General features: G+C 38.6%; 17 protein-coding genes. 6 read left to right on the top strand and 11 right to left on the bottom strand.

What is annotated here, in order from left to right; all coding sequences use genetic code 11:
- Positions 1-47: 47 nt before the first annotated feature.
- Entirely contained in the window at positions 48-2,981 is a 2,934-nt protein-coding gene (locus tag EA772_RS11310; protein ID WP_124913290.1) for a TonB-dependent receptor, read from the bottom strand.
- A gap of 202 nt (positions 2,982-3,183) precedes the next feature.
- On the opposite strand from EA772_RS11310, the gene EA772_RS11305 reads away from it, so the two are divergent.
- The 3 genes from EA772_RS11305 to EA772_RS11295 are packed head-to-tail and all read left to right on the top strand — an operon-like array spanning position 3,184 to position 6,982.
- The gene (locus tag EA772_RS11305; RefSeq protein WP_124913288.1) at positions 3,184-5,613 is read left to right on the top strand and encodes a penicillin acylase family protein; all 2,430 of its coding nucleotides are present in this window, start codon (positions 3,184-3,186) and stop codon (positions 5,611-5,613) included.
- A gap of 6 nt (positions 5,614-5,619) precedes the next feature.
- A complete protein-coding gene (locus EA772_RS11300; RefSeq protein ID WP_010599996.1) occupies positions 5,620-5,979 on the top strand; it encodes a hypothetical protein in 360 nt (119 codons plus the stop codon).
- Between the two features lie 22 nt (positions 5,980-6,001).
- Positions 6,002-6,982, top strand: coding sequence for an acyl transferase (locus EA772_RS11295; protein WP_124913286.1), 981 nt, complete (start codon positions 6,002-6,004; stop codon positions 6,980-6,982).
- Position 6,983: 1 nt separating this feature from the next.
- Here the strand turns inward: EA772_RS11295 and EA772_RS11290 are convergent, their stop codons facing one another.
- The 4 genes from EA772_RS11290 to EA772_RS11275 form a co-directional block, all read right to left on the bottom strand.
- Complete coding sequence (locus tag EA772_RS11290; protein ID WP_124913284.1) at positions 6,984-7,436, bottom strand: RES family NAD+ phosphorylase; 453 nt, start codon at positions 7,434-7,436, stop codon at positions 6,984-6,986.
- Positions 7,437-7,916, bottom strand: a complete 480-nt coding sequence (locus EA772_RS11285) for an antitoxin Xre/MbcA/ParS toxin-binding domain-containing protein (RefSeq protein WP_124913282.1) — start codon at positions 7,914-7,916, stop codon at positions 7,437-7,439. It lies immediately after the preceding gene.
- A gap of 102 nt (positions 7,917-8,018) precedes the next feature.
- Positions 8,019-9,305 carry a tyrosine--tRNA ligase gene (tyrS, locus tag EA772_RS11280; RefSeq protein WP_124913280.1) on the bottom strand — a complete coding sequence of 429 codons (1,287 nt, stop codon included), beginning with the start codon at positions 9,303-9,305 and terminating at the stop codon, positions 8,019-8,021.
- Positions 9,306-9,366: 61 nt separating this feature from the next.
- A complete protein-coding gene (locus EA772_RS11275) occupies positions 9,367-10,659 on the bottom strand; it encodes a patatin-like phospholipase family protein (RefSeq protein WP_124913278.1) in 1,293 nt (430 codons plus the stop codon).
- Between the two features lie 119 nt (positions 10,660-10,778).
- Between EA772_RS11275 and EA772_RS11270 the strand changes: the two genes are divergently transcribed.
- From EA772_RS11270 to dapA, 3 genes are all read left to right on the top strand, one after another.
- Positions 10,779-11,456 (top strand): hypothetical protein, encoded by a 678-nt coding sequence (locus tag EA772_RS11270; protein ID WP_124913276.1) that lies wholly within the window; start codon positions 10,779-10,781, stop codon positions 11,454-11,456.
- 232 nt (positions 11,457-11,688) lie between these two features.
- A complete protein-coding gene (gene ligA, locus EA772_RS11265; protein ID WP_124913274.1) occupies positions 11,689-13,701 on the top strand; it encodes an NAD-dependent DNA ligase LigA in 2,013 nt (670 codons plus the stop codon).
- Between the two features lie 73 nt (positions 13,702-13,774).
- Positions 13,775-14,662, top strand: a complete 888-nt coding sequence (dapA, locus tag EA772_RS11260) for a 4-hydroxy-tetrahydrodipicolinate synthase (RefSeq protein WP_124913272.1) — start codon at positions 13,775-13,777, stop codon at positions 14,660-14,662.
- A gap of 552 nt (positions 14,663-15,214) precedes the next feature.
- Here the strand turns inward: dapA and EA772_RS11255 are convergent.
- The 6 genes from EA772_RS11255 to murC all read right to left on the bottom strand — a co-directional run bounded on the left by EA772_RS11255 (position 15,215) and on the right by murC (position 22,714).
- Positions 15,215-15,391: a hypothetical protein gene (locus tag EA772_RS11255; RefSeq protein WP_010602932.1), complete on the bottom strand. Its 177-nt coding sequence runs from the start codon at positions 15,389-15,391 to the stop codon at positions 15,215-15,217.
- A 259-nt stretch (positions 15,392-15,650) separates the two neighbouring features.
- Positions 15,651-16,892 (bottom strand): aminotransferase class I/II-fold pyridoxal phosphate-dependent enzyme, encoded by a 1,242-nt coding sequence (locus tag EA772_RS11250; RefSeq protein ID WP_029204511.1) that lies wholly within the window; start codon positions 16,890-16,892, stop codon positions 15,651-15,653.
- Positions 16,893-17,060: 168 nt separating this feature from the next.
- Positions 17,061-18,692 carry a cell division protein FtsZ gene (gene ftsZ / locus EA772_RS11245; protein WP_124915025.1) on the bottom strand — a complete coding sequence of 544 codons (1,632 nt, stop codon included), beginning with the start codon at positions 18,690-18,692 and terminating at the stop codon, positions 17,061-17,063.
- 131 nt (positions 18,693-18,823) lie between these two features.
- Complete coding sequence (gene ftsA, locus EA772_RS11240; RefSeq protein ID WP_010601591.1) at positions 18,824-20,182, bottom strand: cell division protein FtsA; 1,359 nt, start codon at positions 20,180-20,182, stop codon at positions 18,824-18,826.
- A 5-nt stretch (positions 20,183-20,187) separates the two neighbouring features.
- Positions 20,188-21,366, bottom strand: coding sequence for a cell division protein FtsQ (locus EA772_RS11235; RefSeq protein ID WP_124913270.1), 1,179 nt, complete (start codon positions 21,364-21,366; stop codon positions 20,188-20,190).
- On the bottom strand, positions 21,359-22,714 hold the full coding sequence (gene murC / locus EA772_RS11230) for a UDP-N-acetylmuramate--L-alanine ligase (RefSeq protein ID WP_124913268.1): 1,356 nt from the start codon (positions 22,712-22,714) through the stop codon (positions 21,359-21,361). The genes EA772_RS11235 and murC overlap by 8 nt, the downstream gene beginning before the upstream one ends.
- Positions 22,715-22,838 lie beyond the last annotated feature (124 nt).

Genomic DNA, 22,838 nt, shown 5'->3' with positions numbered 1-22,838 from the left:
TCTTCACTTTAAAAGTAAGAGGGTTTCAGAAAGCGCATATCTTTTAACTATGGATTATAAGAAAATGCTAAGTAATAAATTGCTCCCGCAGCCGGATTACCATAAGAAGTAATGTAATATTTGTTCATTACGTTAGATCCACCCAATTTGATTGATGATTTTACCGAAGGTATTTTAAAACTAACCTGAGCATCTAATGAACTGTAGGCCGGAACTTCTCCTGAAGCAAATGACGAATTCCAGTAGAATTTATCTTGCCAGCGATACGAGAGGTTATATCCTACATTTTTGATGATTTCCTTGTTTCCGAATCCTAGGTTAAAACGTACTTTCGGTGTATTGAAATCATTGATGTAATTTGCAGGAAGATCACCAATCTGGTTATACGAAACGTTTCCGCTGATATTATAGTTACCCACCAAATAATCTAAACCTAAGGCCGCACCATATGAACTTACCTCGCCGGCTGCATTTACCGGAACGCCAAATTTAACGAAAGTTGGAGCCGCCAATGTACCTACATTCTGATACACATCAACCGCGGTGATAAAATCTTTATAAATATTGTAATAGCCGTAAGCATCGACTAATAAATTTGGTAAAATTAAACCTTTATAACCCAATTCATAAGACTGAACACTTTCGGAGCGAACACCGCGATCATCAAACGTATATTGTTGTAATAAGGTTGGATTTGGTGTACCCGTAGCAGCTGATGCCAGGAATGCACGGTAACTCACATCTGTAAAAGCCTTATTGCCATTCAAATTGTACTTACCAAAGATGATTTCCGGCAAACCGCCAATCAAACGCTGAGAACCACCGCCCACCGATAGATCGATATACTGATTTTGGGTAGTTGGGTTACGGTAACCGGTTTGATAAGAAGCCCTGATGTTGTTATTTTTAGCCACAGTAAAGACCCCGGTGATACGTGGCGTAAAACGACCTTCGAAGTTCATGCTCTTATCATACCTACCAGCGAAGGTGAATTTAACTTTATCATTGAAAAACTTTTTACCGATTTGTCCGAAAGCACCATATTCGTTGATATCAATCGAATTGTTTAAATCATTGAAAATAGTTCCGGCAGAGTTCAAATCATATAATCGGTAAGAAGCACCAACCTGAAATTCTACCACGTTGTTGAAGGCATTGGTAAAATTATACATTCCCTCATAGTGATATAAGTTAGTTTTATCATCAAATTTAGCCCCATAAACACTTTGCGAAGGATTTGCAGAATTGATGGCAGTTGCGCTGATGGTGGTGTTCATGATATTGTTCATTGCCGTGGCAAACTGCGGACTTCCCGGCTCAAACCGGCCTTGATTAGCCACACCTCTTGCGGTTACATGCGCTGCTGCATCACTTTGGCCCGCTGCTCTTGCACCAACATAATTACCAATATATTGCGGAAACCAGGTGGTAGAAGGCTTAGAAACCTCATTAATATAACTTCCTAAGATAGATGAGATATAAGAATCGCCTGAGCGTTCCTGGGTAGTGTATCCTTTGATGGAGAAATCCTGACCTTTAACCTCCAATTTATATTGCCCGATATTAAAATTTCTGAGCGAATAGCGGTCAGAACCGGTGTAAACAGATGTTCCTGTTCCCCAGTTGGCTTGCGCAACGGCTTGAACGGTGTTGGTGATGTTGTAGTAAACTGCACCTGAAGCTTTTAACGATTTGGTATCATAATCAACCAGATCGCGTTCGTTGTAACCTGTTCTGGAAACATTTTGATCAGGAATTAAGTTAGCTTTTAAACCCACATAAAAAGGAAGATAGTTTTGTACTGCCGGACGCAATGCTGCTGGCAACCCCGCTAAAAATCCTGCTTGTTGTGCTGCATTTGGAATGGCAGCACCAAATGCACCATCCATTAAAGCTTTAATATTCGGTATGGCACCACCAGAACCAGCATTAATACCTGAAATTGTTGCATTTTGAACACTTAAAGCTACGTTACGCATGTTCTGGCTCACCTCATCACCATAAACATTTATCCCATCGTAATTGGTGTCGCTGTTACGATCGCCAGACTTGAACATCCTTGCATTACGGTCAAAGTTTGAATAGTTGGTGCCCATCCAGTCTTTAGCCTGCAGAAACGAAAAAGCCGCTTTCACGCCAAATTTATTATTCCACGATTTTGCCACGCGAACATCCAGTTGATTAAAAGGTTGTACGCTTGAATTGTCGTCATTTACATGGTTAATTCCTGTTTTATATTGAAAACTAGCGCCCTGATATTTGAAAGGATCTTTTGAAGTCATCAGTAAAGTTCCATTAATACCACCGGCACCGTACAAAGCTGACGAGGCGCCTGGCAAAAGTTCCACATTATCTACATCAAGCTCGGTAATACCCACAATATTTCCGACAGAGAAGTTCAGGCCAGGTGCCTGGTTATCCATGCCATCGATGTATTGGTTAAAACGTGTATTACCGTTTGAATTAAACCCACGGGTATTGATGGATTTGAACGTTAAACTTTGCATACTGCTCTCTACCCCTTTCATGTTGTTTAACGCATCATAAAAAGATGGTGCAGCAATTTCTCTGATGGATGCAGCACTCATTCGCTCAATAGAAACCGGCGATTCCAAAATACGTTCGGGCGTTCTTGATGCGGAAACTACCACGTCACCTCCTAAGGTAACAGCGGTTTCTAATTCAATATTGATACCCGCTGTGTTCCCGGTTACCTGGCGCTCAACAGTTCCATAGCCTACATAAGAGGCAACTAAAGTAAACGGAACTTTCGCGTTTGTTGTAAATGAAAAACTACCATCGCCTGATGAAGCTGTACCACCGGTTTGCCCTTTAATGGTTACACTTACACCCGCCAGTCCTTCTTTCGATTGCTTATCTTTAACGGTTCCACTAACCGTGATGTTTTGTGCCTGTGCTGCAATATTTAATGCAAACACTAAAAATAACACATACAAGATCTGTGTAAAGTTTCTTCTCATAAATGATTAAAATTTGGTTAGTTGTATTATTAGTTAGGATAAACTTAAATGCTTTTTTCGAATTAAACAAATTATGTTTGCATAATAATTTCAATTCATTTTATAATTTTGATTGATAGTCAGTTTGTTGTATTTTCATCTCATTAAATCAGCATTTTACCCGTAACTTAGTCAACTGATAGTTTTTAGCTAACCATTATTTATGAATAAAATTAAAGCGCTATTCTGTGTAATTATTCCTATAGCCCTAGCCTTCTTATTTAATACGAAAATTGGTCAAAACCCACCCCTTTTAAAGTTTTTAAATCCTTTTATGGGTTTTTGGCAAAATGCTGAAAACAATCATTTTATTTTTAACCACAAGGTGAAGATTAAAGGGGCTTTCGATAAGATTGAGATTGTTTTCGACGACCGGATGATTCCTCACATCTTTGCTCAAAACGACCATGATCTTTACCTCGCTCAAGGTTACGTTACCGCCATGCATCGCCTCTGGCAAATGGATTTTCAAACCCGTTTTGCGGCCGGAAGAATTAGTGAAGTGGTTGGGGAGAAAGCCATCGAAGTAGATCGATATCAACGCCGAATGGGTATGGTGTATGGTGCTGAAAATTCGTTAAAAGGGATGATGGCCGACCCTAAATCTAAAGAAATGATTCTGGCTTATACCGATGGAATTAATGCCTACATTAAAACACTTTCTAAAGCCAATTACCCGCTTGAATATAAATTACTTGATTTCAAACCAGAAAACTGGACACCCATAAAATGTGCGCTTTTATTGAAGCAAATGTCGGCAGTATTAGCCATGGGTTCCGATGAGTTTTACATGACCAATATCCTTAAAAAATTCGGTCCTGAAGTTACAAAAGATCTTTTTCCAGATTATCCTTTTCGGGAAGACCCAATTATCCCGGTAGGAACTAAATGGGATTTTACGCCATTGCCAACACCTAAAACGCCTGAAAGTTTTACCGCAGCTTTAACCGGTGATGTTAAAACAAAGCAAAAAATTGAGGGTATTGGCAGTAACAATTGGGCATTATCAGGTTCGAAAACGGCTTCAGGTTTCCCAATACTGGCGAATGATCCGCATCTGGACTTGACCTTGCCATCCATTTGGTACCAGATTCAATTACACGCACCGGGCATTAATACGTATGGAGTTTCATTACCGGGTGCACCAGGTATAATTATCGGTTTTAATCAAAAAATTGCCTGGGGGGTAACCAATGTAGCGGCTGATGTGCTGGACTTTTATCAGATTAAATTTAAAGATTCATCGCACAATGAGTACTGGTACAACAACAAATGGAATAAAACTACCAGGCGTTTAGAAACCATCAAAATCCGAGGCAGTAAAACAGAAATTGATACCGTGTATTATACCCACCACGGCCCGGTTGTTTATTTCCAGAAACCAAAATACGGAAGAGCAGATAATGTGCCTGTTGGCGATGCCCTAAGATGGATTGCGCATGAAAAATCGAATGAGTTGATGACCTTTTATCAGCTAAATCGTGGCAGCAATTATAACGATTATCGCAAAGCTTTAACCTATTACACTGCACCGGCTCAAAATTTCGTTTTCGCCAGCGTGGATAATGATATTTCCATTACGCCTAATGGAAAATTTCCGCTTAAATGGAAAGATCAGGGAAAGTTTATTCTGGATGGCACCGATCCGGCTTACGATTGGCAGGGATGGATTCCGGCTGCTCAGAATCCAACAGTTAAGAATCCACCACGTGGTTTTGTCAGCTCTGCCAATCAATCTTCTACCGATAAAACTTATCCATACTACATCAATTGGGAATTTTCTCCATATGAAAGAGGAAAACGGATTAATGATAGATTGGGAGCGATGAATAAAGCAACGATGGATAGCATCAGGCTCATGCAAACTGATAATTACAGCATTATGGCGCAGAATCTGATTCCAGCGATAGTTCCATTATTGAACAACGAAAGCTTAAACGCCACTCAAAAAGAAGCTTTAGGCTACGTATCAAAATGGAACAAACGTTATGATGCGGAGGAAATTGCTGCCAGCGTTTTTGAAATCTGGACCAAGCGCTTATCCTTCAACATCTGGAATGATGAATTTGTGGTTAAAGGCATTCCAATGCGTTATCCATCCAGAGACCGCACTGTAGAAATGATTTTAAAGGAACCAAATTCTAAATGGTACGACAATGTGAATACCAATCAAAAAGAATCATTGGCAGGTTTGGTAAATGAGGCATTCAAATATAGTTGCGACAGTTTAGAGCGTAGGTTTGGGCCTATCAATAAAGATTGGAGATGGAGTAATGTGAAACAAACCAATGTACCTCATTTGGCAAAAATACCTGGATTGGGCTCGAAGGTGTTGCAAATTGGAGGAGCAAAAAGCACCATCAATGCCATCAGCGAAACCAATGGACCTTCCTGGCGCATGGTGATTGAATTAGGTAAAGCTCCAAAAGGTCATGGCGTTTACCCTGGTGGCCAGTCAGGAAATCCGGGAAGTAAATTCTACGATAATATGGTAGATACCTGGGCAAATGGTCAATTATACGACTTGTTTTACATGAAAAGTGCCGATGATCAATCGGGCAAAATAATTTCTCGTTTAAAAATTTCCAAATAGCTAAACATGGTTTTCATCGTTATATTAATAATTTGTTTCTTTCTTCAAATGATTGCGCCTTGGTGGGTGATCATCGTAATTTCCTTTGCTACTTGTGGCATTATTGGCAAAACCGGGAAAATAGCTTTTTGGCAATCTTTTTTTGCTATATTTTTACTATGGATCGGTTATGCTTTATTTAAAAGTTTACCCAACGATAATGTGTTGGCAGGCCGGGTTGCGGTAATGACAGGCATTAAATTGTGGTGGGCTTTGCTTTTAGTCACCGGAATTTTAAGTGGACTGGTTGCAGGCATTAGCGGGTTTTGTGGTTACCATTTCAGAATGGCCATGCTTGCTAAAAAAACTGACGAGAAAATAGCATAAGGCTTCGTACTTTTGCAATACAATGCTTAATCAGGAAGATCTATTCGCTATAAAAACTGCAGAAGAGTTTAACGCTCATGCCCTTTCCATTTTTAAACATCAAGCAAAAAACTGCCAGGTTTATAAAGAATACATTCATCACTTAAAAATTGATGTTGATCAGGTAAAGAATATTGAGCAAATTCCGTTTCTCCCGATCAGTTTTTTTAAAACGCATCACATTTTAAGTAGCCGCAATCCGGTTGAAATTACCTTCAGCAGTTCGGGCACCACAGGCATGGTACAAAGCAGTCACCACGTTACAAATGTTAGCCTCTATGAGCAAAGCTATTTAAAGGCATTTGAACATTTTTATGCTGAAGTAAATGATTATTGTTTTCTGGCTTTACTCCCATCCTACCAACAGCGCTCGGGATCGTCATTAATTTACATGGTGAATGATTTGATTGAAAAAAGTGGCCATCCGCAAAGTGGCTATTTTCTGTATAACCACGATGAACTATTACAAACTTTGCTGGCTTTGAAAGCAAAAAGCCAGCCCACGGTACTAATTGGTGTAACCTATGCCCTGCTTGATTTTATTGAGCAGTTCGAGATTGATTTCCCTGAATTAATTGTGATGGAAACTGGCGGCATGAAAGGAAAAAGGAAGGAAATGGTTCGTGAAGAATTACATGAGCAATTAACAAAAGGCTTTGGTGTGCCATCTATTCACAGCGAATACGGCATGACCGAATTACTTTCCCAGGCCTATTCTTTAGGTGATGGTGTTTTCAATTGTCCAAGTTGGATGAGGGTTCTAATCAGAGATACCAACGATCCGTTAAGCTTAATTCATCACGGCAAAACCGGAGGAATCAATGTTGTTGATTTAGCGAATATCAACTCCTGCTCATTTATCGCAACACAAGATTTAGGCAAAATTAACCCAGATGGAAGTTTTGAGGTTCTAGGAAGGTTTGATAATGCTGACATTAGAGGTTGTAATTTGCTGGTGCAATAACTTACAACAATCGGTTATCAAAACTAAAAGGTTTGATTTCTAAAATTTTAATATTTTCTGCCAGCGGATGATTGACGTTCATCAAAAAATTGAATTCATCTTCTATAATTGCAGAAGGCACTCTTAATAATAAATATTTGTTTGTTTTTACAAATTCATCGCCGATCTTTTGCAATTCAAAAGATGATGGATATGCTCTCCAATTTTTAGGAAGTTGATTGAGGTTACAAAGCTCAATACTTTCATCACTAAGTTCAAAGATTGATAAGCACAGCTGGCTTGTATCACTAACATTGTCTATATTAACCAATACCTCCAGTGCAGCTAGGGCCCTGTTTTCTGCCATATAATGCATGGGCGTACCTGCAGAATTCCAGCGGCCACCAAACATTTTAGCACCAGTTCCACTGATATCTCTAGCATAATTGCAGTTACTAATACGATATAAAATCATTTAACTAAAAACACCATACTCTATCCTACCTAAAACCTGCAAAACCATTTCGAAACCTATACCCGTATCAAGTAAATTCAACGGCGTTTCATTATTCAATGCTTTATTGGGATGCCTGATCCAGGAGTTGAACGCTTTGGTTGTACCTAAAACTTCAATGCCACGTTCATATAGCTTAGCAAGAGCAATCGCTCTATCTGCATATTCGGTTTTAACAAGGGTATCTTGTGTGTAACGCTGTAACGTCCTATCCGAAATATGTAAAATGCTGGCAATTTCCTCCATGGTTAAAGAAATTTGTTTCCCCAAAGCTGTTAAAGATTTTTTTGGTATTCCTTTACGGGCAAGCGCTATTAAGTCAAAATCAGAGGGACTTGAATGCTGATTTCCCATCATGGCAGCCATAAGTGTTTCGTTTATAACACCATACGTTACCACTGGTTCCTCTGCATTTTTTAAATCATCAACTTTCTTTTTCATAACAGACAAATATACTCAAATATATACATTTTGTCCGATTCAGAAAACTTCATAAAAAATCCCAATCAATTGATCGGGATTTGTGAGATATAGTTTTTATGATTATTCAGCAATCAGCAAGAAATAATTTTTCTTTCCTTTTTGAACCACAATGAATTGATCATTAATCAGATGATCAGCATTGAATACCTGAGTGGCTTCAGCCACTTTTTCTTTGTTTACCGAAACTCCACCACCCTGAATTAATTTTTTAGTTTCTCCTTTTGATGGAAACACCGATGCTTTTTCAGCGAGCAATGTTGCTGCATCAATTCCGGCAGCTAATTCAGCTTTAGAGATTTTGAATTGTGGAATACCTTCGAACATTTCTAAAACCTGCTTCTCAGATAGACTTTTCAAAAACTCAAGTGATCCGTTTCCAAAAAGAAATTCAGAGGTTTTGATAGCCGTTTCAAGCGCTTCAACCGAATGCGTTTTGATGGTGATGTCTTCCGCCAGCGCTTTCTGTAAAATACGCAAATGAGGCGCAGCATTATGCTCAGCTTCCAAAGCTTCAATTTCGTCTTTAGTCTTTAAAGTGAAAATTCTGATCCACTTTTTCACATCATCATCAGAAGCGTTTAACCAAAACTGGTAATATTTGTACGGGGAAGTTTTTTCAGGATCCAGCCAAACTGCACCACTTTCGGTTTTCCCAAATTTGGTTCCGTCTGCCTTTTTGATCAGTTGGGTAGTTATAGCATAAGCTGTTCCTGCATCTTTTCTTCTGATGAGCTCCGTTCCGGTTACAATATTACCCCACTGATCTGAGCCACCCATCTGAACCAGGCAGTTTTCGTTTTTCCATAAATGATAAAAATCGTAACCTTGAATCAACTGGTAGCAAAACTCCGTGAAAGATAACCCTGAATCGCCTTCTAAACGTCTTTTTACACTATCTTTCGCCATCATATAGTTCACAGTGATGTGTTTACCAACATCTCTGATAAATGTAAAAAGGTTCATATCCTTAAACCAATCGGCATTATTAACCATAACAGCACCATTGCCACCTTCTTCAAATTTTAAAAACTTGGCCAATTGCGTTTTCATTCCTTTGAGATTGTGCTCAATCATTTCTGGAGTCTGGAGATTACGCTCATCAGATTTTCCCGATGGATCGCCAACCATTCCGGTGGCACCACCAACCAAAGCAAAAGGTTTATGTCCGGCTTTCTGGAAATGAATTAAAGTCATGATTTGCGTTAAATGGCCCACATGCAATGAATCGGCAGTAGGATCAAAGCCAATATAACCAGAAGTCATACCCTCTTTTAACTTCTCTTCCGTATTCGGCATAATATCATGCAACATGCCACGCCACCTTAACTCTTCAACAAAATTCGTCATTGTACAAACACTTTTATAATTGTGCGTGCAAAGATAAAATTTTAGCTTAGTTTAAAGCAAATTAGTTGGCAACCGTAAACCACGTTTTAAAATCGGCTTTGGCAGTATTAAAATCAGCATGTCCAATCAGGCAATTTAGTGCACCGTCATTTCTAATGGCCTGGTTCGGAACGCCTGCATTATTCAGCCAGTTATCACATAGTTTTACAATTAATGAAACTTCCTTATCCTCAACAGCATCCATATCCATTGAATTTAATGTTGCATATTCCTCGTTATTAATGCCGGGAGGTAAATCCCAATGTTTACCGTTCGCATCATTAATCATCATCGGGCGTAAAACAGGGTTCATCCTGATAAAATCAACTGGTTTGGCGGGCATAGATGAATTTAAAATCATATAAGCTACAAATGCCGCGGTATCTGGTGGGTCATTTAATATACTGGTTCCCATTTTCTGGATATCTTTTATCAAACCAGGTTCCTCATGTTTTGCTTTAAGTTCCTGATATTTTACTGGTATTTCCTCATCAAATTGCAACTGTGAAACTGTGCCTGTACCAATAGACAAAACCTGAATATGTTCAATTTCGTATTGTTCGCGGTTGCAAATGGCTTCGGTAACCGCTGCCAGAACCGGATTGTTGTTACCAGTTACGCCTCCGTCCCAATAATATTTTAATTTATTGTTTACCTTAAAGGTAGCCGGCTCATTGAAATAATTCACTGGAGCTGTACTGGAAGCATGAATCGCATCTACCAAACTTACCAAACAATCGGATGAGCTTTGTACAGCAGCTGGCAATTTTTTCAATTTACGTTCAATTACTGATGTTGAAGCCAAACTGTCACAATCGGTTCTGAATAACTCGGCCCGGTTGCGATAATAGTCATATCCGATGATTAAAAACTGTGTTTTAACATCATCCCCTATCGAAACGTGCTTTGGTATATGCATTAAATCAATTTGAGAGATTTTGGGCAATATTTCTTTTAAAGCCTGATGTTTTCTTTTAGTGGCATACTTTGCTCCTATTTTAAACAACCTTGCGGCACTTGAGAGTAAACTTTTCTCCCAGAAACTTAATCTTGAAAAAACCTTGCTTCTTAGTTTTTCGTCGCCAAAGATCTGCTCAATTTCAGATAAACGCAAATTTTCAGCCATTGCCGCAGCTACCAAACTTCCACCACTATTGGCGGCTACCAAATCAAATTTCGATAACACCTCATGCCCGGTGGGGTCAGGACTATTGAAAGTTTCGGCAAAGAGTTTACGTAAACATTTTACTTGAATGAGCGCCCAGGATCCACCTCCATCTAAAGACAGTATCCTGTATGTTTTCGAATTAGCCATGATGATTTATTAGGGAAATTAAATTTATAATTTATTAGTTTACAAAACAATACGATTTCTACGCTGAATATCACTTAGTTTAAGTTTTTGAACATCAAAGAAAACATTAACTTGTGACCATGAACTTCCTATCGCATTACTACTTTGATAGATCAAATGATGATGCCAATGTGGTAATGGGAACCGTATTACCAGATCTGATTAAAAACGCATCCAAAGAGGCAAATTTATATCCTCAAAAAAATGAATTTTTATTTCTTGGAAAACCTGATGAGGAAGCCTTGCTAAAAGGTTGGAAAAGACATTTACAGGTAGACTTAATATTTCACTCCTCGACCTTTTTTTTGGAAAAAACAACACAGCTCAAACAGTTGATTAAGCCTGTTGTTGAAGAGACTTCAGTACGTCCTTCCTTTTTGGCACACATAGGCCTTGAGCTCTTACTAGACCATTTACTTATCGAGCACAACCTTATCCAGGTTAATCATTTTTATGAAAAACTGGTTGCAGTTGAGAAAACTTCCTTAAATGATTTCCTGGCCCTTTCAGGATTAAAAGACCAATCAGTTTTCTTTAAATTTCTTGATGGATTTATCAGCAGTAAATACCTGTTGAGTTACCAAAAACTGGAAAATATCAGTTATGCCCTCAACAGGATTTGCATGCGGCTCTGGCCCGAGACTTTAAGTGAAAAACAATTAGAGGCGCTAACATTTGAGTTATCGATTTTTAAAACTGTATTAGAAAAAAATTTTATGGAAATTTTTGAAGAAATTGAGGGAAAGATGGTAAAATAGTTATGCCGTTAGATTTTAAAGAACGATAACTATTCTACAAATAAAAACTGGAAACCATGCAATCTGAAAGTTGAACTTTCAAATTACATTGGTTTATAGCGTTTTTGAACTTATTAAATACGGATAGTGCATTAGGCATTGAATAATTTCATTTTACCGATTTAAAATCTTTAACAGGTAAAAAAGTATCCTTCTATTTCTAAACCATTAAAATCAATTTATATTTGCTCTTATGTCGCTATTTGCAATAAGAGAAGAAATGGATGCGCTGGTTGCCGAGCTGAACCAGCATAATTATAATTATTATGTTTTGGCGATGCCAACCATTGGCGATTATGAATTTGATAAAAAGTTAAAGCATCTAGCCGACTTAGAAAAAGCCAATCCGGATTTTGCCGACCCAAATTCTCCAACCCAACGTGTTGGTGGCGACATTACCAAAAACTTTATTACCGTTCAGCACAAATACCCAATGCTTTCATTGGGTAACACCTACAATGAGCAAGATCTTCGAGACTTTGATGAGCGTATTCGTAAAGCCATTGGCGATAATTTTCAGTACGTGTGCGAACTCAAATTTGACGGACTATCAATCAGTTTGACTTACGAACATGGAAAACTAGTTAGAGCAGTAACCCGCGGTGATGGTACCAAAGGTGACGACGTAACCAACAACGTTAAAACTATTCATACCATTCCTCACCAAATTAAAACTGAAAAAGCACCCGAGCACTTTGAGATACGTGGTGAAATTTTTATGCATAAAGCAGCATTTCTTCGCTTAAATGCTGCCCGCGAAGAACTGGGCGAAATTCCCTATGCCAATCCACGGAACTTTGCTTCAGGAACAATAAAAATGCAAGATAGCAAGGAAGTGGCGAAACGCCCTCTGGATGGCTTTATCTATTTTTTATACACAGATAAAAACGAATTTAAAAACCACTGGGACAGTTTGAATGCTGTTAAAGATTGGGGTTTCCATGTTTGCGAGCATAACCGTTTGGTAAATAATATCGATGATGTACTGGCATTTATCCACCATTGGGAAACGGAACGATTCAAACTAAGCTACGATATCGATGGTATCGTAATTAAAGTAAATAGCTATGCGCAACAACAGGAGCTCGGTTTTACAGCAAAATCTCCACGTTGGGCAATTTCCTATAAATACAAGGCGGCAGAGGTTGAAACGGTCTTAGATAAAGTTACCTATCAGGTTGGTCGAACAGGTGCAGTTACGCCTGTTGCCAATTTGAAGCCGGTGTTACTTGCAGGTACCACAGTGAAGAGAGCCACCCTTCATAATGCCAACGAAATCGAGCGATTGGATTTGCATGAAGGAGATACAGTCTACGTAGAAAAAGGTGGAGAAATTATTCCTAAGATCATTAAAGTTAATCTGGATAAACGGATAGCAGGATCAAGCAAAGTACATTACCTGCACAACTGTCCGGAATGCGGAACCGAACTGATTAGAAAAGAAGGAGAAGCGGTACACTACTGTCCAAATGATGAGGGCTGTCCGCCGCAGATTGTAGGCAAAATTCAGCATTTTATTGGTCGAAAAGCAATGAATATTGATGGTTTGGGTGATGAAACCATTGAAACTTTTTACAAAAGAGGCCTGATTAATCACATCAGTGATTTATACACCTTATATCAAAAAGCAGATCAGTTAAAAGGAATTGAGAGATTCGGGGAGCGCTCCATTGAAAACATGCTTGCTGGGATTGAAAAATCAAAAGAAATGCCTTTTGAAAAAGTTCTTTTTGGATTAGGCATTCGATATGTTGGCGAAACAGTTGCGAAGAAGTTAGCTGCTGGTGTTAAAAATATAGATAAACTTTCTACGGCAACTGTAGAGGAATTGATAGCCATTGATGAGATTGGGCAGCGTATTGCCGAAAGTATTGTTGAATATTTCTCAAATCCTGAGCATTTAAGGCAGATAGAATTATTAAAATTAGCGGGATTAGCTTTTGAAATTGAAGAAAAGGTAATTACACTTGATAGCGATACACTTATTGGAAAAACATTCGTAATTTCGGGCGTTTTTGAGCAATACAGTCGCGATGAGTTGAAAGATCTTATTGAAGCCAATGGCGGAAAAATATTAAGTAGCATTTCTGCTAAATTAAACTTCCTTGTTGCCGGAGATAACATGGGACCATCAAAACTAGAGAAGGCTACAAAGTTAAATATTCCAATTATTAGTGATACAGAACTTTTAGCAATGATAAAATAAAAAATTATAGAACGAGTAAAAACGATTGAACATCCCTCAATCTATAATCAAAATTCAATAATTACAATATATAATGAACAAATTTCAGGGTACTGGGGTAGCATTAGTTACACCCTTTAACACAGATGGATCAGTTGATTATAATGGTTTAAAAAACCTGATTAATCATTTGGTGGAAGGAGGAATTGATTACCTCGTTTCTTTAGGAACAACCGGCGAAACCGCTACAATGACTAAGGAAGAGAAGAAGAAGGTGTGGGCCTATACCGCTGAAGTTAATGATAACCGATTGCCACTTGTTGCAGGAATTGGCGGAAACAATACCCTAGCCGTTGCCGAGGAAATAAAAAGCTTCGATACAAATGGTTACAGTGCAATTTTATCGGTAAGCCCCTACTATAACAAACCCACACAAGAGGGAATTTACCAACACTACAAATACCTGGCAGAGGTTTCTCCTTTGGATTTGATGTTGTATAACGTTCCTGGACGAACAATGACCAACATGAGCCCTGAAACAACTTGCAGGCTAGCACATGACTTCAAAAATATTATCGCAACCAAGGAAGCCTCTGGAAGTTTTGATCAGTTCAATCAAATTATGAGGGATAAACCTGAAGACTTTCTATTGATTTCCGGAGATGATCCTGTTACCCTACCGATGATGGCATTGGGCGCATCAGGAATTATTTCTGTAATCGGAAATGCATTGCCAAAACAGTTTTCAGATATGGTAAGGTTGTGCATGGCTGGCGATTTTAAAGGTGCTACACCGGCACACTTAAGTTTAGTGGAATTTACCCGCTTGGCTTTTGTAGAAGGCAATCCGGCAGGAATAAAGGCTGCCTTAAAACAATTGGGTATATGCGGAGATACAGTGCGTTTACCATTGGTTAAAGCCTCATCGTCATTAGAGCAAGCTATTGCGCTAGAATTGGAAAAACTTAGTCAGCCGGCATAAACTGCGCTAAAAAATATTTGGATTCCTTTCCGATCAAAAACAGGTTAATCTTTTGCTGCACAAAGCATCTGGATTAACCTGTTTTTTTGTGAGTAATTGCAAAATTACAAATTTTCAAAACCATAAAATCAATAAATTACAAGTTTCGAAATTGCTTTATTGAGTATAGCCAATGGTAACAAAACAAAGATATTGAGACAGGCATCATTATTGAATCTCGATCAGTACACACAAATTAAACATCACGGAAAAATTATTTATATAACTCTGGCAGGTATCATGCCAGGCTGCAAAGTTCTGCCATTGTTCCCATCGGAACAACGGAGACAACTTTTAAGCAATCAAAGAAAACAGCTGATGGAAATAAGATCTATCGCGTTTCAAGAAGAACTTTTGATTCCATTAATGCCCCTTATTTTTCCTTCTACTTTTTTATAATGGTAAGTTGGTCCGTTATGAGCAGTCGGAAAGAAGTGATGATTACAAATTTATCCTATAAACAGGAAAGTCCCGATGCGTATCGGGACTTTACTGTTATAAATATCTTTAGGTTTAAGCTTTGTTTTTAGTATCCTGCACTTCTAAACGAATGGCTTGAGCTAAGTTTTTTAAATCCTGCATGCCTTTACGTACTCTGGTTCCAGCAGCGCTGTTTCCTTTGTTATAAAACTTGTCTGCATCAGCTTCCAAAGCTGCAACTAAACTTTTTACTTCTTCAAATTTTTTCATTTTTTAGTACTCCTATAATTTTAAAGGTTTGAGTTTTAATTATCTAACTCTAATTTAAACTGTTTGTTGTATAAAAAAAATTTTTAGCCGCATAAAAAAATACCTTTAAAAGCGTTTTTTTCCACAATTAAACGATTTATGAACAACTACAATCACCACACACTAATTAAAACGCTATAAGACAGTAACTTACGATCATTCTAAAATAAAAAAGCCCTTTAAACGAGTTTAAAGGGCTTTAAAAAATTATGCTGATCTTTTATACAATGGCGAACTGATTCTCCTTATAATAGCCATTTTCAAGCTTTTCAGATACTTCACTGAATGCATCTAATGTACGTTGTACATCTTCCAGTGTATGAACAGCCGTAGGAATTAAACGCAATTCAATCATTCCTTTTGGAATAACAGGGTAAACCACGATCGAACAAAAAATACCATAGTTCTGGCGTAAGTCGAAAGTAATAGCGGTTGCATCTGTTAACTCTCCCTTTAAAAATACAGGTGTAACAACTGAATCTGTCACCCCCAAATCAAAGCCGCGTTCACGCAAGCCTTTTTGAAGTGTCATCGCAATTTCCCAAAGTTTATCTTTAAGCTCAGGCTTACTTTTCAACAATTCTAAACGTTTGATCAATCCTTTCACCATTGGCATAGGCAATGCTTTAGCGAAGGTTTGCGAACGCATGTTGTACCTTAAGAAATTAGTAATCTCTTCTGTAGAAGCTACGAAGGCGCCAATGCCAGCCATTGATTTAGCGAATGTACCAAAGTAAACATCAATACCTTCAATACAATCCTGCGCCTCATGTGTTCCGGCACCAGTTTTACCCATTGTTCCAAAACCATGTGCATCATCAACCAAAATACGGAAATCGAAGTCTTTCTTCAGATCTACAATTTCTTTAAGCTTGCCTTGTGCACCACTCATACCGAAAACACCTTCGGTAATTAATAAAATACCACCGCCAGATTCATTGGTTAATTTGGTAGCACGCTCCAGTTGTTTACGGGCACTTTCGATATCATTGTGTTTGTAAACAAAACGTTTACCCATATGCAAACGTAATCCATCGATAATACAAGCGTGAGATTCAGCATCATAAACGATTACATCATTCCGATCTACCAAGGTATCAATGATGGAAACCATCCCCTGATAACCATAGTTTAACAAAAACGCATCTGGCTTACCTACAAACTCGGCAAGTTCCTGCTCCAGTTGTTCATGATATTTTGAGTTACCGCTCATCATACGGGCACCCATTGGGTAAGCCATACCAAATTCGGCAGCAGCATCAGCATCTGCTTTTCTTACTTCTGGGTGGTTGGCCAGGCCTAAATAGTTATTTAAGCTCCAAACCAAATGCTCTTTTCCTTTAAATTGCATGTGTGGTGCAATTTCTCCCTCTAATTTTGGAAATGAGAAATACCCATGAGACCATTTCTGGTGTTGACCAAGTGGCCCCATGTGCTTTGCTATCTTATCAAATATATCCAATGTATTATGTGTTTTTTTATAATAAATTTTTGCGAATTTACGGTTTATTCGTCTTAAAATCAACCACATTAATCTGCTGGCTGTAAATTAAGATTTTTTAACAATCTAAATTTATGCCAAAAAAGCCCCGAGGATTAATCGAGGCTTTATAATTATATTTGGTTTGATCTAGTCAACATTATCGTGTAGGAATGAATTGTTTGGTCTAATTTCTGTACCGCCGTCCTGATCATTACTTAATGTGAAACGACTTACTTGTGATTCAGAAGAATGCTGAACCTGTTGCAACTGCATTTGCTTGCGTTTATAAGCCGGCTCATTCTCTAGCTCCTGTAAACCATTGGTGGTACGCAATTTCATGCTCAAATCTTTTAAACGTAAAATACGCTCTTTAGATTTTTTCAATTGTTCCTCCATCGATTCATCACTTTTATCATCATCTAAACCGGCAACAGGAATTTCAGGTTCTGGCTCTGGCGCTGGTGTAGGTGCAGGTTGTGCTACCGGGGTTTCGAAAACAAAATTAGTTTCAACTAACTTCACCTCAAATTCATATCCAGTTTCCTGTGGCTCTTCCACCTGTGGTTCTTCCTCTACCAAAGTATGGCGAATTACATTATTTTCTGGTTCTTGAACTTTCTGAGCTTCCGCTTTTGCGAACATTCCACCAAAAAGATCTGCTTGTGAAGCTTCTTCTTTCGCTTTCATTACAGGTTCGTAACTTGGCGCAGCTTTTGGCTGTATGAACGAGTTTACTGGCTCCACCGGACGAACCAAAGGTGCTTCTTCAGGTGTTAACAAAGAGATTTTCTTCTTGTTTTTTTCCTCGTGAACACGTTCTTCTGAAGTTTGGAAACCAGTAGCAATAATGGTTACCGATAGTTTATCTTCCAAAGATTCATCTGTACAGTTACCCCAGATTAAATCAGCAGATAATCCTGCCTTTTCCTGAATGTAATCTGTAATAATCGAAACTTCATCCATAGTAACCTCACGGGCACCAGAACTGATGTTCAATAAAATATAACGGGCACCTTCAATTTCATTATCTTTCAATAAAGGAGAAGCTAATGCACCTTCAACGGCTTGTAAAGCCCGGTCATCACCTTCAGCAGCATGACTACCCATAATGGCTACACCACTCTCTTTCATCACGGTGCGCACATCTTTAAAATCCACGTTGATATATCCCGGAACCGTAATAATCTCTGCAATACCTTTTGCAGCTGTAGTTAAGATATCATCAGCCTGTCCAAATGCAGAACCTAAGGTTAGGTTACCGAAAATTTCACGCAATCTATCATTAGAAATCACAAGATATGAATCTACGTATTTCTTAAGTTCCTCCAATCCTTCATCAGCCTGAAGCCTACGTCTTTTTCCTTCGAAAGAAAAAGGCGTGGTAATGATTGCAACAGTTAAAATATCAAGTTCTTTAGCAGCTTTGGCAATAATTGGCGATGCACCTGTACCTGTACCACCACCCATTCCTGCTGTAATAAAAAGCATTTTGGTTGTACTGCCCAGCATGGCTTTAATATCATCAATATTCTCTATTGCTGAGTTTTTTCCAACCTCAGGGATAGATCCAGCACCCATTCCTTCAGTTAAACTAGCGCCTAGTTGCACCTTGTTAGGGATAGGACTAGACTCTAAAGCCTGCGCATCTGTATTACAAATAATAAAATCTACACCAGTAATACCCGACAGGTACATATGGTTTACTGCGTTGCCGCCACCGCCTCCAACACCAATTACTTTGATGATTGACGACTTATCTTTTAACATTTCGAACTGCATATCTTTATGAATCAGTTGTTTAAAAAGTTTTAAATTCTGTTCATTACTCAACGTAATATTAACACTTTTTCAACAGACGTTTTCCACAAGTGTTAAGAATGTGGAAAACTCATCTTTTGTTGAAAAATAACTTAGCTTTTTAGATAATCTTCATCACTAACATTCATATCATCCTGAATGAAAGTTTTAGTTTTAGCCAGTAACTTATCAAATAAACCTGGTCCTCGTTTTTCTTTTTCTTTAACGGTTTTTGGTTTTTCTACGTACACGCCTGGTTGTTTCATTTCTTCAATCAGCTCTTCAGCTTTCTGAATTCCCTTAATCAGCAGGCCAACACTTGTAGCATACATCGGGCTTTTTAAATCATCATAAATCGCCTTAGGCATATCTTCGTATTTAGACAAGTGCTCATTTGGATAACCAATACGACAATCTAAACCTGTAACATATTCAACTGCCTGCGACAAGTGCTTCAATAAGGCACCACCACCGGTGATTACGATTCCACCTATTAATTTTTTCTCGTATCCTGAAGATTTGATTTCGTAGTACACATGTTCGATAATTTCTTCCATACGGGCCTGGATAACATAAGCGAGGTTTTTGACAGAGATTTCTTTTGGTTCACGACCACGAAGACCTGGAACACAAATGATTTCATTCTCTTTGTTTTCTTCCGCCAACGCTGAACCGAAACGTGTTTTTAAAAGCTCTGCCTGATTACGCATTACCGAGCAGCCCTCTCTGATATCTTCAGTAACACTGTTTCCTCCAAACGGGATTACTGCAGTGTGGCGAATAATTCCTTCATGGAAAATAGCGATATCTGTAGTACCCCCACCAATATCAACCAATGCAATACCAGCTTCTTTTTCTTCATCGCTCAACACCGATTCAGAAGATGCCAATGGCTCAAGAATCAAGTCCTGAGTTTGTAAACCAGCATTGTTTACACATTTGATAATGTTTTTTACCGCAGTAACCTGACCAGAAATAATATGGAAGTTAGCCTCAAGGCGTACCCCAGCCATACCAATCGGATCTTTAATGCCTGGTTCATTATCAATTGTAAATTCTTGTGGCAATACATGAATAATCTCCTCACCCGGAGGCATTACCAGTTTGAACATATCGTCGATCAACTTGTCGATATCTTTTTTACCGATTTCGTTGTTCAATTCTCTTCTTGTTAAAATCCCTCTGTGTTGCAGGCTTTTGATATGCTGTCCTGCAATCCCCACATTTACCACCTGTATTTCTACGTTGGATTGTCCGCTTGCCACTTCAACTGCCTGAGCAATGCCCTGAACAGTTTTTTGAATGTTAGAAACCACACCTCGTGTTACACCCGCCGATTCCGCCTTTCCTATTCCTAAAATTTCTATCTTACCGTGCTGGGTTCTACGACCAACGATAACACATATTTTTGTAGTACCGATATCCAATCCTACTACAATGGGCGACTGACTGGTAAATTTTGCCTTGTCCATATTCGTTAATTTTGTTGAGTTTTATATTGTTTTTCTAGGGATCTGATTTCTTTTTCTCTTTCTAACTTAAGCTGTGCAGCAGTTTTGGTTTTCTTTTTATCTGCAACAACCGAAGTCGTTTGTTTTTTATCCGCAGGTTTTGATTCCTTTGGTTTAGTCGCAGCGCTTGCTGCTGGTTTACTCTCTTTCGGTTTAGCGGCTTCCGGCTTCTTCACCTCCACCTTTTTAGCTTCAGCTTTTTTTGGTTCTGGTTTTTTAACCGTTTCAACTTTTTTAGGCGTAGCTTTGGCAGTTTGTTCACTAACAGTTTTTCCAATTACGGCATTGATCAAAGAGTCGGAAACTTTTTGTTGTATTCTCAAACTATCAGCTGACGAAATTGTTTTTGGTCTTCTGGCAATTTCAGTAGAATCTCTTTTTTCACACACAATTTGGTTGGTATATTTAATATTAATTGTGCGGTAAGTATCCCATCCAACCTGTGGCATTGCCTTTTTGTAAAACAACAATAAATTGGTCATTTTCTTTTCCAGTGAATCGGCATCACCTAAAATAATACGCTGATTGCCTACCCTGGGGATCAATTCAATATCATCTTTACCATCTACAACAATCTGTTCAATTTGTGAATCCCACAAAGTATCTCTTTTAATAAATAGCGCAGCTTTGTACAGATCACGAGCCAGCTGAGTATGCAGCGTATCAACCCGGCTTCCAAAAACCTCAGTAATATTTCCTGTAGCTACCAGAACATTTGCGGTGAAGTTTGACGATATGGGCATTTTTAATCCATCATTGTCAATGTAAAAATCCTGACCGTTATTGTTTAATATCCTTACTACAGGCTGTCTTTGTTTTACTTCGATATGCAATACGCCATCCATCTCTACATAAACCTTCGCAAAAGCGATGTAAGGATTAGACTGTAATTTCTTTTCAATCTGATGAATGTTGATGCGTTCAATATTTCTACCCAGCAATACCCCCTGATCTTCTCTTAAAATGGCATCAATTTCTTCCCGCTCAATAAAATTATCGGCTCCAGGAATGAGTATCTTAACATCGGTACATTTTACCGTTTGCTTCTTAACATTGATGAAACTTAAAAGCACCACCACACCTGCCAGACTAATCAGCCAGGCAAAGCCAGTAAATATTGCGCTCCAGTTAATCCTTTTAAGCATTGTTTAATATATTTTTTAGTGGATCGATAATGGTATCAATGTCTCCGGCTCCAACCGTTAAAATTAATTCAGGTTTGGCATCCTTAACATATTGAACCACAAAATCTTTTCCACATACTTTTTTATTTTTTAAAGTAATTTTATCAAGCAAAAACGTTGAATTTATCCCCTGCAAAGGCAATTCCCTGGCCGGATATATTTCCAACAACAGCAGTTCATCGGCTGTGCTTAAAACTTTCGCGAACTCATCGGCAAAATCACGGGTACGCGTAAACAAGTGCGGCTGAAAAATGACCGTCAGTTTTTTATCAGGATAAAGTTGGCGAACAGCATGAAAACAGGCACTCAGTTCTTCCGGATGATGCGCATAGTCATCAATATAAATTTGGCTTCCGTTGTTTACAATGTATTCGAAGCGGCGCTTTACACCTTTAAAGTTTGCTACTGCCTGTTTCACTTTTTCAGCTGCGATACCTAATTTTAATGCAATGGCGATGGCAACGGTTGTATTTTCTACATTGTGTTTGCCTGGCAACATTAAACTAATGTCGTTGATTTCGGCAGTATCATCTTTGTAGTCAAAAACAAACTTCGCCCCTTCCACTCTTATATTCTCCGCTTTTGCATTCGCGGTAGCACTTGCTGCATAGCTGACGCTATGATCTAAAGGCAATCCTTCATGAGCGTATAAAGTTCCGTTTTCTTTCAACTGACCAGCGTACAAACGAAAGGACTCCTCCAGATGAGATTTATCACCATAAATATCCAAATGGTCTGCATCCATCGAGGTAACCACCGCAATATCCGGATGCAACGTGAGGAACGAGCGATCATATTCATCTGCCTCAACAACTACTACATTGTTTTTCCCAAACAGCACGTTGCTATTATAATTGCTGGTGATGCCACCTAAAAATGCCGTACAATCGTAGCCAGTATCTTTTAATATATGCGCCACAATTGATGAAGTGGTTGTTTTACCATGCGTACCGGCTATACCGATGCAAAACATTCCTTTACTAATGATGCCTAAAACTTCTGAACGTTTTTTTAAGCTAAAGCCTTTGTCTCTAAAATGGCTTAATATTTTCGAATCTTTTGGAATTGCAGGCGTATAAACAATTAAAGTATCCTCATGATGATCTAGAAAAGCGCAGGGCAAGGCAGATGATTCATCGAGATAGGTGATTAAAATTCCTTCTTGTTCAAGCGCTTCGGTAAGTCTCGTTCTGGTTTTATCATAACCACAAACTACCTGACCGCGTTTGGCAAAATAACGTGCAAGCGCACTCATGCCGATACCACCGATACCTACAAAAAATACTCTGTTTATTTTACCTAATTCCATTTTTATTTAAGCTAAAAGTAGAAAGACCAAAGCTTAAAGCTTTTCTTTCTATCGTTTATTATATTTTGTTTGCTCTAATATTGCTTCGTACCTCGCAATGACGGATTGTCGATTTCGCTTTGGT

It is taken from the genome of Pedobacter sp. G11 (assembly GCF_003860265.1).
Taxonomy (GTDB): Bacteria; Bacteroidota; Bacteroidia; order Sphingobacteriales; family Sphingobacteriaceae; genus Pedobacter; species Pedobacter agri.
Note: the sequence above shows the minus strand (reverse complement) of the source record. Positions and strands in the feature narration are given on the sequence as shown.

Coding starts and splice junctions, on each gene's coding strand:
- ftsA (WP_010601591.1), bottom strand. CDS start 20,182: ATGGACAAGGCAAAATTTACCAGTCAGTCGCCCATTGTAGTAGGATTG.
- tyrS (WP_124913280.1), bottom strand. CDS start 9,305: ATGACGAATTTTGTTGAAGAGTTAAGGTGGCGTGGCATGTTGCATGAT.
- EA772_RS11235 (WP_124913270.1), bottom strand. CDS start 21,366: ATGCTTAAAAGGATTAACTGGAGCGCAATATTTACTGGCTTTGCCTGG.
- EA772_RS11300 (WP_010599996.1), top strand. CDS start 5,620: ATGGTTTTCATCGTTATATTAATAATTTGTTTCTTTCTTCAAATGATT.
- dapA (WP_124913272.1), top strand. CDS start 13,775: ATGAACAAATTTCAGGGTACTGGGGTAGCATTAGTTACACCCTTTAAC.
- ftsZ (WP_124915025.1), bottom strand. CDS start 18,692: ATGCAGTTCGAAATGTTAAAAGATAAGTCGTCAATCATCAAAGTAATT.
- EA772_RS11305 (WP_124913288.1), top strand. CDS start 3,184: ATGAATAAAATTAAAGCGCTATTCTGTGTAATTATTCCTATAGCCCTA.
- EA772_RS11275 (WP_124913278.1), bottom strand. CDS start 10,659: ATGGCTAATTCGAAAACATACAGGATACTGTCTTTAGATGGAGGTGGA.
- EA772_RS11290 (WP_124913284.1), bottom strand. CDS start 7,436: ATGATTTTATATCGTATTAGTAACTGCAATTATGCTAGAGATATCAGT.
- murC (WP_124913268.1), bottom strand. CDS start 22,714: ATGGAATTAGGTAAAATAAACAGAGTATTTTTTGTAGGTATCGGTGGT.
- ligA (WP_124913274.1), top strand. CDS start 11,689: ATGTCGCTATTTGCAATAAGAGAAGAAATGGATGCGCTGGTTGCCGAG.
- EA772_RS11310 (WP_124913290.1), bottom strand. CDS start 2,981: ATGAGAAGAAACTTTACACAGATCTTGTATGTGTTATTTTTAGTGTTT.
- EA772_RS11295 (WP_124913286.1), top strand. CDS start 6,002: ATGCTTAATCAGGAAGATCTATTCGCTATAAAAACTGCAGAAGAGTTT.
- EA772_RS11270 (WP_124913276.1), top strand. CDS start 10,779: ATGAACTTCCTATCGCATTACTACTTTGATAGATCAAATGATGATGCC.
- EA772_RS11255 (WP_010602932.1), bottom strand. CDS start 15,391: ATGAAAAAATTTGAAGAAGTAAAAAGTTTAGTTGCAGCTTTGGAAGCT.
- EA772_RS11285 (WP_124913282.1), bottom strand. CDS start 7,916: ATGAAAAAGAAAGTTGATGATTTAAAAAATGCAGAGGAACCAGTGGTA.